This window comes from Microbacterium sp. P5_E9 (assembly GCF_054049175.1).
Genome location: NZ_JBFUMV010000011.1, coordinates 23,115 through 35,792, shown reverse-complemented (window position 1 = coordinate 35,792; position 12,678 = coordinate 23,115). Strand labels below are relative to the sequence as shown.

The 12,678-nt window shown below is 69.8% G+C and carries 11 protein-coding genes; 6 read left to right on the top strand and 5 right to left on the bottom strand.

Going from position 1 to position 12,678, the window contains the following annotated elements:
* Positions 1–8: 8 nt before the first annotated feature.
* Genes ACXJ3V_RS13815 through ACXJ3V_RS13800 form a run of 4 tightly spaced genes read left to right on the top strand, consistent with a single transcriptional unit; the run spans position 9 to position 3,198 of the window.
* On the top strand, positions 9–1,604 hold the full coding sequence (locus ACXJ3V_RS13815; RefSeq protein WP_457100896.1) for a radical SAM protein: 1,596 nt from the start codon (positions 9–11) through the stop codon (positions 1,602–1,604).
* On the top strand, positions 1,601–1,918 hold the full coding sequence (locus ACXJ3V_RS13810; protein ID WP_457100895.1) for a hypothetical protein: 318 nt from the start codon (positions 1,601–1,603) through the stop codon (positions 1,916–1,918). Before ACXJ3V_RS13815 ends, ACXJ3V_RS13810 begins: the two co-directional genes overlap by 4 nt.
* Positions 1,919–1,922: 4 nt before the next feature.
* Positions 1,923–2,717: a prolipoprotein diacylglyceryl transferase gene (locus ACXJ3V_RS13805; protein ID WP_457100894.1), complete on the top strand. Its 795-nt coding sequence runs from the start codon at positions 1,923–1,925 to the stop codon at positions 2,715–2,717.
* On the top strand, positions 2,710–3,198 hold the full coding sequence (locus ACXJ3V_RS13800) for a hypothetical protein (RefSeq protein ID WP_457100893.1): 489 nt from the start codon (positions 2,710–2,712) through the stop codon (positions 3,196–3,198). Before ACXJ3V_RS13805 ends, ACXJ3V_RS13800 begins: the two co-directional genes overlap by 8 nt.
* Before the next feature lie 2 nt (positions 3,199–3,200).
* Here ACXJ3V_RS13800 and ACXJ3V_RS13795 read toward each other — a convergent pair whose 3' ends face one another.
* The 5 genes from ACXJ3V_RS13795 to ACXJ3V_RS13775 all read right to left on the bottom strand — a co-directional run bounded on the left by ACXJ3V_RS13795 (position 3,201) and on the right by ACXJ3V_RS13775 (position 8,644).
* The gene (locus ACXJ3V_RS13795) at positions 3,201–4,460 is read right to left on the bottom strand and encodes a DUF6716 putative glycosyltransferase (RefSeq protein ID WP_457100892.1); all 1,260 of its coding nucleotides are present in this window, start codon (positions 4,458–4,460) and stop codon (positions 3,201–3,203) included.
* A gap of 4 nt (positions 4,461–4,464) precedes the next feature.
* The gene (locus ACXJ3V_RS13790; protein WP_457100891.1) at positions 4,465–5,337 is read right to left on the bottom strand and encodes an N-acetylneuraminate synthase family protein; all 873 of its coding nucleotides are present in this window, start codon (positions 5,335–5,337) and stop codon (positions 4,465–4,467) included.
* Positions 5,334–6,551: a cytidylyltransferase domain-containing protein gene (locus tag ACXJ3V_RS13785; protein WP_457100890.1), complete on the bottom strand. Its 1,218-nt coding sequence runs from the start codon at positions 6,549–6,551 to the stop codon at positions 5,334–5,336. The genes ACXJ3V_RS13790 and ACXJ3V_RS13785 overlap by 4 nt, the downstream gene beginning before the upstream one ends.
* Positions 6,548–7,438: a hypothetical protein gene (locus tag ACXJ3V_RS13780; protein WP_457100889.1), complete on the bottom strand. Its 891-nt coding sequence runs from the start codon at positions 7,436–7,438 to the stop codon at positions 6,548–6,550. Before ACXJ3V_RS13780 ends, ACXJ3V_RS13785 begins: the two co-directional genes overlap by 4 nt.
* Positions 7,439–7,669: 231 nt before the next feature.
* Entirely contained in the window at positions 7,670–8,644 is a 975-nt protein-coding gene (locus ACXJ3V_RS13775; RefSeq protein ID WP_457100888.1) for a LacI family DNA-binding transcriptional regulator, read from the bottom strand.
* Between the two features lie 171 nt (positions 8,645–8,815).
* Between ACXJ3V_RS13775 and ACXJ3V_RS13770 the strand changes: the two genes are divergently transcribed.
* Positions 8,816–10,099: an MFS transporter gene (locus ACXJ3V_RS13770; RefSeq protein WP_457100887.1), complete on the top strand. Its 1,284-nt coding sequence runs from the start codon at positions 8,816–8,818 to the stop codon at positions 10,097–10,099.
* 112 nt (positions 10,100–10,211) lie between these two features.
* Positions 10,212–12,665: a beta-glucosidase gene (locus ACXJ3V_RS13765; protein WP_457100886.1), complete on the top strand. Its 2,454-nt coding sequence runs from the start codon at positions 10,212–10,214 to the stop codon at positions 12,663–12,665.
* Positions 12,666–12,678 lie beyond the last annotated feature (13 nt).

The window sequence follows — 12,678 nt, the reverse complement described above, 5'->3', positions numbered from 1 at the left end:
GAGACGAAGTGACTCAGACTGCCGGGACCGGCATGCCGCTGCGCGACTACCGGATCCATCGGTACGTCAACGCCTTCTGCCCGCACTGCCACGAGGAAGACCCCGATCGGGCGCTCTCCGAGGTCCGGCGCCTCTCCGGATGGCTCGCGGTGCGCGACGGCAGCGTCTGGCTGGAACGCGGATGCCCCGACCACGGCATGGTGCGCACGATGTATGACGAGTCGGCCGAGATCCTCCGTTACCTCGAAGAGTGGACCGCGCCGACGAAGGTGCACGGCCCGGACATCGTCGGCAACTTCAAGCCGGTGCCCTCCGCGTACGAGGACGGGCTGCCGCAGATGCAGACGCAGCACACCTGCATCCTGCTCGAGGATCTCACCGACCACTGCAACCTGCGCTGCCCGACCTGCTTCGCGGAGTCGGGTCCTGCGGCGAGCGCGGTCGCGCCGCTCGCCGCGGTGCTCGCGTCAGTGGACGCGCGCCTGGCCAAGGAGAACAACCGCATCGACGTGCTGATGCTCTCCGGCGGCGAGCCGACGCTCTACCCGTGGCTCGAGCAGCTGCTCGACCACCTCGTCGCCCGGCCGATCGTCCGCATCCTGATCAACTCGAACGGTCTGCGCATCGCCCAGGACGACGCCTTCGTCGAGACGCTGCGCAAGCACCGCGAACGGGTCGAGATCTACCTGCAGTACGACGGCGAGAGCGCCGAGGCATCCGCCTTCCATCGCGGAGCAGACATCCGGCGCTTCAAGCAGCGCGCGATCGAGCGGCTCTCTGCCGCCGGCGTCTTCATGACCCTCACGATGACCGCGACGCTCGGCGTCAACGACGGCGAGATCGGCGCGGTCATCCGCCGCGCGATGGCCACGCCCTATGTGGGCGGGGTGACCGTCCAGCCCGTGTTCGGCTCAGGGCGATCGGCCGGCATCGACCCGAACAATCGGCTCACCCACACCGGCGTGCTCGCCCGGCTTGAAGGACAGACCGACGGCGAGGTCACCTGGCGCGACCTGACGGCGCTGCCGTGCAGCCATCCGCACTGCTGCTCGGTCGGCTATCTGCTGCGCGACGACTCCGGGGTGTGGCGGTCGCTGACGAGCCTCATCGGTCACGACCAGCTCAAGGAGTTCCTCGACCTCGAACCCGACATGCTCGCGAACCGCATCGCCGACCACAAGATCTCCCAGGCCATGCGCGACGTCGTGAAGGGCTCGCTGCTGGATCTGCTCAGCGAGCAGTCGTCGCTGACGCACCCGTCGATGTCGACGATCTGGCGCGACATCTGCCAGAACTGCGACCTCGGCATCGGCACGCTCACCGCGCTCGCGACCTCCACCCTGCCCGGCCAGCACAAGCGCCTGCGCGCCATGCTGGGCGAACGCGTGATGCGGATCACGGTCAAGCCGTTCATGGACATCAACACGATGATCGAGGAACGGCTCACCCAGTGCTGCGTGCACGTCGCGACCGTCAATGAGACGACCGATGCGCACCAGTGCGCCCCGTTCTGCGCCGTGCAGGCGTGGGCGCCGCTCTCGCGCACGCGGCTGTCGACCGCGACCGGCGGCACCCGCCGCCAGCTCCCGGTGACCGTGTCATGACCGCCGCCGACTTCAGCGACCTCAACCGGTACGACGAGTCGGTCGGCGACCCCGCGCCGCCGTTCGATCCACTTCGGCTCTGCATCTACACGACTGTCGCGCTGATCGCGTTCCTGCTCGGCCCGATCGCCGTGCTCGGCTTCTCGATCCTCGCGATCGCCGGGTACGCGCGGGCGCGCCGCAATGGGCTGCTGCGCTCGCGCTGCAAGCTCGGCGACACCCGGCTGGTGCTGCTGTACCTCTCGGTCGTCGCGGTGTCTGCGGCCATCGCGACTCCCTTCTGGGTCACGTTCTGGATCGACCGGCTGGTCTGAGCCGATGTTCCCCACGCTGCAGGAGCTGTTCGGGTGGGGACCGCCCATCGACACCCACTCCGCCTTCGTCGCCCTCGGCATGATGGCGGCGAGTGTGGTGTTCCTGATCGAGAAGCGCCGCCGAGGGGTGACCGATCCCCGCATCCCGTACCTCGTGCTCGGCGCGCTGGCCGGCGCGGCGGTGGCATCGCGCCTCGGGACGTGGGCGCAGCATCTCGATCCGACGAAGAACCTCAGCCTCGGCGAGCAGCTCGCCTTCGGCAACGCCTCGATGCTCAGCGCCCTCGTCGGGGCATGGCTCGGCGTGCATGTCGCGAAGCGGATCGTGCGGTATCCCCTGCGCACCGGCGACCTGTTCGCGCCGGCGGTCGCGCTCGCGATGGCGATCGGACGATTCGGATGCTTCTTCACCGAGCACCCCGGAAGCCCGACCGGCGCCGGCTGGGGCATCGTCCTCGACGCCGAGACCGCGGCGCGCGTGGGGTCGCCGGCGGGGGTGCCGCTGCATCCGTCGTTCCTCTATGAGATCGCGTTCCACGCCGCCGCCTTCGCGGTGATCTGGTTCTGGCTGCGGCACCGGGACATCGCGGCCGGCGAGATCCTCACCCTCTACATCGCCGCGTATGGGCTGTTCCGCTTCTTCGTGGAGTTCGTCCGCGGCAACGACATCGCCTGGATGGGTCTCACCAGACCACAGCTCTTCCTGCTCGTGACCATCCCGCTGCTGCTCGGCCGCATCGCGTTCAAAGCGCGCCGGGGAACGCTGCTCCGAAACGAAAGGATCCCCGCACGTGGATAAGACGCCTGAGAACGAGCCGGAGGATCCGACGCCACCAGACGGCGAGACGGATGCCGCGACCCCGGCCGCGGAGCCCTCTGGGGAGGCGGCACCACCGCCTCCCGCGCCGCCGTACGAGGCCTGGGCGCCACCGACACCGCCCGGCCAGGCCCCACCCACCCAGGGCTATGCGGGCTACGGTGCCGTGCCGCCCATCGACGCGCCCCCGGAGAAGCGCCCGAGTGTCGGAGCGGGCATCGGCATCGGCTTCGTCCTGCAGCTCGCCGGAGTGGTGCTGTTCCTGCTGACGCTCTTCGTGATCCCGTACCCGGTGCTGATGCTGTGGCCGTTCATCCTGATCACGGTGGGCTTCGCGGCGTTGCTCTTCTCAAAGAAGTGGCGGCGCTTCGCCACCGGCGTGCTGATCGTCGCCGCCGCCATGTGGATCGTCGTGATCGGGCCCTGCTACGGCATCCTGCTCGTGCCGGGCATGATCGCCTAGCGCTATCCCGCGGGCTGCACCTTCGGCTTCGCGAACTTCGCCAGTCGGTGCGCCCATCGCACGGCGAAGCGCACCGGGATCCCGACGGCGACCACCGCGAGGCCGGCCGCCGAGCGGTCCTTGCGGCCCAGGGCGACCTTGCGCTCCCACGTGTCGCGCGCCGCTCCCCCGCGGCGATCCCGCGGCGGCTTCGGGGGCAGCTCCCCCGCCCTTCGACGGGCGACGAGCTCCTCGATGCGAATCACCCAGTCATCGGCAGCCGCGTCGTGGAAGTAGTTGTCGGCGCGCCACTCGAGGTCGGGCTGCCGGAAGTCCCCAGCGATGACCGCGCTCTCGGAGGCGAGCAGCCCGCTGCCGAGGAATACCGTGTTGATCAGCTTGTCGGTCACCCCGAAGCTGTCCAGGGCGATGACCGGTATGCCGCGGGCGATCGCCTCGATGGCGGCCGTGGAACTGACGGTCACGAGCCCCTCCGCCGTGTCCAGCGCTCGGCTCATTGCGACGGTCGAGACCACGAGGTTGGGCGGCAGGGGCGCCAGCCTGGCGAGCAGATCGGGGATGCCGATGCGCTGCCGGTGGGTCTGATGCTCACCCTTGACGGCGCGCTCCTTCACCACGACGCGACGACTCGGGTCGGCCTCGGCCGCCGCGACGAGCAGCTTCGCCACCCGCATCCGCTCGGGCCGTTCCTGCGGCACGAGCGCCTGCGAGGCGAAGACCAGGTCGGTGGCCCCCGCCGCCGGTCCCGCCGCTGCGGCGTGCGCGGCGAACGGCAGCTGCGCGAGCGCGAAGTTCTGCGCGAGGCCCCGGTATTCGGCGAGCTCCGCGAATTCCCTGACCTCCCGGGTGGAGTGGAGGACGAACAAGTCGCTCTGCGTCCGGTGGATGAGCGCCGCGGTCGTCGCGGGGATCGAGATCCCCGGCAGCCCCGACACGATGACGGGGCGCGGGGTCAGCTCCGCGACGAGGCGGATGAGCACCCGCGCCACCGGTCCCCGCGCCGCGACCAGCACGACATCCGGCCGCAGCGCCGCCAGCTGCTCGGCCAGGCGGTCGAAGTCGACGCGACGCACGGAGTCCCGGCTCAGACCGCTGCGGGCGAGCGCGGTCTCCTGCTGAGCCGGACTGACCGCGAGTGCGGTCTCCACGATCAGCAGGTCGGCAGTGGAGCCGTCCGGAAGGCGGCCCAGCAGGGCCGCCGCCCACTTGACGTACGAGTCGGTGTCGGCCAGGCCGACCACGCGCAGACCTCCAGGCGTCACGCTGTCACACCGTGACGCGGCGCAGCTTCGCCATCGGCGCGAGCTCGCCGGGGAACACGCGCTTCACGCCATCGCCGAGCGCCGTCTCGACGATGCGGATGTCGCGGACCAGATGCCGCAGCCCGGTCGGCTCGAGCGACGCCGCGTGGTCCGAACCCCACATCGTGCGGTCGAGCGTGATGTGCCGCTCGACCGCGACCGCGCCGAGCGCGACGGCGGCGAGGGAGATCTGGATGCCGCGCTCATGGCCCGAGTAGCCCACGGGCACGCCCGGGTAGCGGTCGCGAAGGACCGGGATGACCCGCAGGTTCGCCTCTTCGGGCTCCATCGGGTACGTCGAGGTGGCGTGCATGAGCACGAGCCGATCCGTGCCGAGGGTGTCGATCGCGGCATCGATCTCTGCCGGGGTGGACATGCCGGTGGAGAGGATGACGGGCTTGCCGGTGTCGCGCAGAGCCTCCAGCAGCGCGCGATCGGTGAGGCAGGCGGAAGCGACCTTGTGCGCGGCGACCTGCAGGTCTTCAAGGAACTCGACGCTCGGAACATCCCACGGGGAGGCGAACCAGTCGACCCCGCGCAGCAGCGCGTGATCGGCGATCGCAATGTACTCGTCGCGCCCGAACTCGACCCGGTGGCGGTATTCGAGGTAGGTCATCGTTCCCCACGGCGTCTCGCGCGGCATCCCGCGCATGTGCTCAGGAGTGGAGATCTCCGGTGTGCGCTTCTGGAACTTGACCGCGTCGGCACCGGCATCCGCGGCGACGTCGATGAGCTGCTTGGCGATCTCGACGTCGCCGTTGTGGTTGAGGCCGATCTCGGCGATGACATAGGTGGGGCGTCCGCCGCCTACCACTCGGGATCCGATCGTCACGGTCATTTCTGGCTTCCTTCGGTCTGGTCGGGAACGGCGTGCGGGTCGATGGTCTGCGGCGGCTTCTCGCGCGCACGGAGCACGAGCTCCGCGAGGTCGCGCACGGCGCCCTTGCCGCCGGGACGCGGCACGACGACGCGCGCAGCGGCGAGCACGAGTGGATGCGCATCGGGCACCGCCACCGGCCAGCCGACCGCGTCGAGGCACGCCAGGTCGTTGACGTCATTGCCGAGGTAGGCGACGCGCGCGAGCGGGATGCCCTGGGTCGACGCCCACGAGCGCAGCGCGGTGAGCTTGTCCTCGACGCCCTGCCGCACCTCCACCCGCAGCTTGTTCGCACGCGCCGTGACGACGGGGTGGGTCTCGGTGGAGAGGATGAGCACCGGGATGCCGGCGCGACGGAGCCGCGCGACGCCCATCCCGTCGGTGCGACTGACCCGGACTGTCTCATGGCCCTCGGCGTCGATCACGGCGGTGTCGTCGGTGTGCACGCCGTCGAAGTCGGTGACGACGGCGTCGACATCGATCGCGCCTGCATCGTCACGCCACAGCGGCGCGATCGCCTGTGCGACCTGCAGCTGCTCCTCGGAGTCGATCTCGATCGCGCCGTTCTCGGCGACCTCGACGTATCCCGTCCGTCCGAAGAACCGGTGCTTCGCGGAGCGGAAGCCCGCGGCATCCATCACGTAGAAAGCACCGGTTTCAAGGAAGTGCGGCTCGCGGTCCTGACGACGTGGGCGGGTGCCGGGATCGTGGTTGATCCCCTGTGCGGCACCGGATGCGTCCCGGCTCCACAGGAACCCGTACGTCTCGACCGCGGAGAAGGCGCTGTCGAACTCGCCGTCGCGCACGATGGCGACACCACGGTCCAGGTCCGCCGACGAGACGAAGGGCGATGTCGCCTGAATGAACACGACCACGCCGACATCGATCGACTGGTCGTGCAGCGTCTCGAGCGCGTGGAGCAGGGCGGATTCGCTCGATGCCGTGTCGCCGGAGAGGGCGGCAGGACGGGTGATCACCGATGCCCCCCATTCGTAGGCCGTCGCGGCGATCTCGTCGTCGTCGGTGGAGACCACGACGAGATCGATGCTCTCGGCGGCCTGGGCCGCAGCGATGGCCCGCGCAACGAGCGGCACGCCGCCGACACGACGGAGGTTCTTGCGCGGCACACCCTTCGAACCCCCACGGGCCGGGATGATCGCGACGACGAGACTCATCGAGCCACCCGGACCTTCGCCCCGATGCCTTGAAGCACGAGCGGCAGCGTCGTGGTGGTGCTGGAAGGCAGCGTGATGATCTCGATCGGCTGGGTCGCCCCGGCGAGCACGAGTTCGACCGGAAGCTTCAGCTGACGCACCGTCACGCCCGGGATCTTCCGCACGGCGTCGAGCAGCGCCGTGGGCTCGCGACGGTGCGGGAGGTAGGTGAGCGGGGCGACTGATGCCTCGACCTCGACCCAGGCGAGATACTCGCGCAGCGGCATCCGTCCGTCCACCGAGCGGGCACTGCCGAGCATGACCCGGCCGCTGGGTGCGTCGAACGGGCGCGCGGTGCGCCGCGTCCACTCGAAGCGGTGGCGCTCGACGCGGACGCCGAGGTCGGCGAGGCCGCTGGAGCGCTCCGCGCCGAAGTCGAAGGCCGTGAAGAAGGACACCTGGCCGGCGAGCGCACGACCGAGGATCTGGTCGCGGGCGAACGGTGCCATCCGCGTGGTGAGCCCGCGCTCCGCGACGCCGGGACGGGCGTACGGCTCGACGCCGAGCAGCGCCCCGGCGAACGCCGTGGCGTTGGCCCCGTCGTCGAGGAAGGTGATGCGGCGCGGGCGGAGGACCGTCGCGGCGAGCCGGAACTGACCGGAGAACCCATCGCCCACCAGCCAGTGGTGGTGCGTGGAGAGGAGCTTCCAGGGGATGCCGAGATATGGCTCAGTCGCGCCGAAGGACGCACCACGCGCAATGAGCTCGTCCGCGGTCTCGGACATCTGCGCCGTGAGACGACCGGCGATGGGCACCGTGCGATCGTGGGCGGCGGCCCACTCGGCCGCGCCGAGCAGCTGCAGGGGGGACTCCACCCAGGCGACGGCGGGTGCAGCTGCTCGTTCCACGTCGCCTCCGTTTCACGATGTGCAGGCCAGATCCACGATGCGTGGCACGGCTGAACAGGAACGGTCGGAACGCTGAATCGATCCCGACCACTGGGCAAACCTCCGGTGGACGGATCGCGAGGGCGATCCGACGGAAATCCACGCTAAAGCGGTGCGGGAACCTTGCCCACGGGGTTGACAACCTCCCAAATGCCCCTCCGCGCAGAAGCGCTCAGGCGCTCGACCCCGCGCTCAGAGCCCCACCGTCGATGCGCGGGCGATGAGGCGCAGCGCGTCGCCCGGCTCCGCGTCTTCGGGCAGCGAGGTCGTCGCTGACCGCCCTCGCGGCAGCGCGGCGAGCAGATCCCGCACCATCACGCGCGCGAAGTGCTCGGGCGACAGCTTCACCGACGAGAGCGGGGGATCGCTGACCTGGGCAGTCGGGATGTCGTCGACGCCGATGACGGCGAGGTCGTCGGGGCAGCGCAGCCCGGCGCGGCGGATGCCGTGCAGCACGCGCATCGCGACCTCGTCGTTGTACGCGGCCACGGCGGTGATCCCCGCGTCGTGCCAGCGGMGGACGATCGATTCGGCATCCGATCCGTCCACGGCGAAACCATCGACGGCGATCGTGGCACCGCGCCGGGCGGCCGCCTCGGCGACTCCCGTCCGCCGTGTCGCGACGAACGAGTCGAGTCCGGGCTCGTGCGTGCTCGCGAAGGCGATGCGGCGATGTCCCTGCTCCCAGAGGTGCTCGATCTGCTTCTCGCCCGTGGCTTCGTTGACCTGAGCGAAGCCTCCGCCGCCCGTGACGACCGTGACGCCCATGGCATCGAGCCCCGACCGCTCCTCGGGTGTCAGCGCACGCATGACGGCTATCGTGCTCGCTCCCGTCGCACGCGCGATATCGGCGAGCGGAGGGGCGTGCTCGACGTCGAACGCCACCGACATCAGAAGATCGCGGGCACCGAGCTCCTGCGTGAGGTGCGAAGCGAGCGCCGTGACCTGATCGGAGGAGCGGATAGCGGGGATGAGCAGGAGGATGCCCCCTGCCCCGCCGGCGAGCTGACGTGCCGCGAGATTCGGCCGGTACCCGAGCTCCTCAGCAGCGCGCTGCACGGCCTCCTGGGTCGCCAGCGGGATGCCGTGTCCGGGCTTGTTGTTGAGCACATAGCTCACCGTTGCCCGTGACACTTTCGCACGTCGCGCAACGTCCGCGCTCGTCACGCGCACTTTGCTTGGCCCGTCCGTCACGATCACCCTTCCATTCCGCCCGCGAATCCGAGACCTTTCGCGGATTTGCATCGCGCCGACCACAAGCGTAGGTTACAACTTACCCGCGTCACTTACGCGCGTAATGGCAAAGTTGCTATCGAAAGGACGCAGATGTCTGCCCCCGTGACCACCGAATCAGCCCACCCGCTGGATGCACCCCCCAGTGACGCCCCTCTGCGCGGGAAGGTCGGCAACGGACGCCTCATCGCGGCGTTCGCGATCGCCGCGCTCGCATGGGCTGTGCCGTTCATCGGCAGCATCGTGGTGCTCCTGCCCGCGAAGCTGTCGGAGCTGGATGCCCTGGCTCAGCCGGTCAACCTCGGCATCGTCTCGATCGTCGGATCGATCGTCGCCCTGCTGTCGAACGTCATCTTCGGCGCGCTCTCCGACCGCAGCCGCACCCGGATCGGCGGACGCACCGGCTGGATCATCGCCGGTGGTGTCGGCATGAGCCTCGCTGTGCTCGGCCTGTCGGCCACCAGCACCTTCGCGATGTTCCTGCTCGTCTGGTGCATCATGCAGATGTTCCTCAACATGTACCTCGCGCCGATGACCGCCGTCATCGCCGACCGCGTGGCACCGAAGCGCCAGGGCCTCATCTCGGGCGTCCTCGGCGCCAGCACTGCCCTCGCCCAGTCCGTCGGAGCGATCATCGGCGGCAGCTTCGTCACGAACCCCGACGCGGGCTTCGTGATCTTCGCGATCTTCCCGGTGGTCTTCGCTACGGCGTTCGTCCTGCTGGCACCCGACACCTCGAACCTCGACATCCCCAAGCCGAAGCTCACCGCGCGCGTCTTCTTCGAGGCGTTCTCGTTCCCCACGAAGGGTGTGCGCGACTACTACTGGGCGTTCGCCGGCCGCTTCCTGCTCGTGCTCGGCTACTTCATGGTGTCGCTGTTCCAGCTCAACATCCTCGTGTCCTACCTCGGTCTCGAGGCATCGGGCGCTGGTGCACTCATCCAGCTTTCGGGCCTCATCGGCCTCGCGACGGGTGTCGTGACCGGCCTGGTCGTCGGGCCGATCTCGGACCGCCTCGGCAAGCGCAAGCCCATGGTCATCCTCGCGACGATCCTCGTCGGGATCGGCCTCGTGTTCCCGATGCTCGCCCCCACCGCGGTGTCGATGATCATCTTCTGGACGATCGCCGGCCTCGGCATGGGCGCCTACTGGGCGGTCGATGTCGCGCTCGTCGTGCAGCTGCTGCCCAACAAGGCGACGCAGGCCAAGGACCTCGGCATCCTGAATCTCGCCAACACGGGCGGGCAGATCGTCGCACCGGCGGTCTCGGCGATCATCGTCGCGACCTCGGCGCAGGGCGGGAACAGCTACCAGACGATCTTCATCGTCGCGCTCGTCTTCGTCGTCGCCGCCGCGGCGTGCATCCTGCCGATCAAGAGCGCCAAGTAGTCCGCTCAAGAAGGCCGCTGCCGTAATCGAACGGGGTGTCTGCGCGAGCAGCGAAGACACCCCGTTCGACACCGAGCCACACCAATCGATCACACCGAAGGACAGATTCATCATGGATCGCATCGACATCCCCGCCACCGGCACCCCCGACGAGCGCGCGACACTGCTCGCCGCGCAGCTGACGGTCGAAGAGAAGGCCCAGCAGCTCGTCGGCATCATGCCGTTCGGCCTGGTCGGCCCGCAGGGCCTCGTGCCCGCGGCCGTCGAGCAGGCGCTCGGCGGCGGCATCGGCCAGGTCTCCGGCATCGGCATGTTCGGCTCGCAGAGCGCGCCGCAGGTCGCCGCGTCGGTCAACGCGCTGCAGCGATATCTCGTCGAGAACACCCGCGCGGGCATCCCGGCCATCTTCCACAACGAGGCCCTGAACGGCGTCGTCGCCCCCGGCTTCACGTCGTTCCCCACCGCGATCGCGCTGGCAGCGACCTGGAACCCCGACGCCGTCGAGGAGATGGCCGAGCTCATCCGTGAGCAGATGCGCACCGTCGGTCTGACGCAGGCGCTCTCGCCGGTGCTCGACGTCGCGCGCGACGCCCGCTGGGGCCGAGTGCACGAGACCTACGGTGAAGACCCCTACCTCGCCTCGGCCTTCGGCGTCGCCTTCATCCGCGGCCTGCAGGGCGACGACCTCGACACCGGCGTGATCGCGACGGCCAAGCACTTCCTCGGCTACGCCGTGACCGAGGCGGGCCAGAACATGGCCGCCACCGCGGTCACCCGCCGCGAGCTCCGCGAGGTGTACGCCCGCCCGTTCGAGGCGGCGATCCGCCTCGCCAACCTCGCCTCGGTGATGAACTCGTACTCGACCATCGACGGCGTCCCGGTCGCAGCCTCCCCCGCGATCCTGCGCGGACTGCTGCGCGACGAGCTGGGCTTCACCGGCACCGTCGTCTCCGACTACATGACCACCCAGATGCTCGTGGAGCGCAACGAGGTCGCCGAAGACAAGGTCGAGGCCGCGGCGCTCGCCCTGGCCGCGGGCCTGGATGTCGAGCTGCCCAACCCGTACGCCTACGGGCCGGTCTTGGCCGGTGCCGTCCGCGACGGTCGCATCCCCGAGTCCGCCGTCGACGAGGCCGTGCATCGCGTGCTGCGCGACAAGTTCGCGCTCGGCCTGTTCGAGCACCCGTACGCGAGCGAAGATCCGATCGAGATCAACGCGGTGGCCGGACGCGGCGGCGAGCTCGCCGTCAGCCTCGCGAACCAGTCGGTCACCCTGCTCAAGAACGACGACCACGTGCTGCCCCTCGCGGCGTCGACACGCAAGGTCGCGGTGCTCGGCCCGCACGCCGAGTCGGCGTACACGGCCTTCGCCGCGTACACCCAGCCGGCCGGCATCGAGCTGATGAAGGTCATGATGTCCGGCGGCATGGGCAACATGGCAGGCCTCGACGACACCCCGACCGACCTGCCCGAAGAGGTCGCCGCCGAGGCTGCCGAGGCCATGGCGGCGTTCATGTCGATCGACCTGGAGCAGGTCGTGCGCGGCGCCTACGGCGCCCAGTCGCTCACCGACGCGCTGCGCGACGCGCTCCCCGCGGCCGAGATCGCCTCCGTCGTCACCCCGCTCCGCGAGGAGGAGTGGGACTCTGCGGAGGCCCTGCGCGCCGCCGCGGACGCCGACGTCATCGTGCTCGCGCTCGGCGGACGGTCCTCGTGGCTGGCCGGCGCGGTCGGCGGCACCGAAGGCGAAGGCGTGGACTCGGCAGACGTCGACCTGCCCGCCATCCAGGTGCGCCTGGCACAGGAGGCCGCACGCCTCGGCAAGCCCGTCATCGCGGTCGTGCAGATGGGCCGCCCCTACGCGCTCAGCTCGATCGAGGGCTCGGTGTCCGCGATCGTCACCGCCTACTTCGGCGGCGGCGAGCAGGGCCGGGCCGTGGCATCCGTCCTCACCGGCGCAGCCAACCCCGGCGGAAAGCTGCCCTTCACGATCCCGCGCACGTCGGGCCAGGTCCCGATCCACAGCGGTCAGCACCTCGGCTCGGGCTACCGCCGCAGCGAGACCGACATGCACAAGGGCTACCAAGACCACCCCGCCACGCCCCTGTACGCGTTCGGGCACGGCCTGTCGTACACGACCTTCGAGTACGGCACGATCGAGCTGGCGGATGCCGCGGTCACGACATCCGGAGCCGTCACGGCGACGATCTCGGTCACGAACACCGGCACCGTGGACGGCGAAGAGGTCGTGCAGGCCTATGTCGCCGATCGCGCCCGTGGCGTGACGCGCCCTGCCCAGCAGCTCGTCGGCTTCGCGCGGGTCGCACTCGCCGCGGGCGAGTCGAAGCAGGTCACGGTCGAATTCGACCTGAGCCAGCTGGCCTACATCGGCCTCGAGGACGACGGGTTCATCTTCGAGCCCGGCGCGATCGAGGTGGCGTTCGGGGCGGCGTCCGACGACCTGCGCCAGTCCGCGCGCGTCGAGGTCAACGGCCCGACCGTGCACGTCGGCGGCGAGCGCAGCTTCCTCGCGCGCGTGCACGTGGCGCAGCCCGTCTTCGCCTGATCGTCAATCGCTG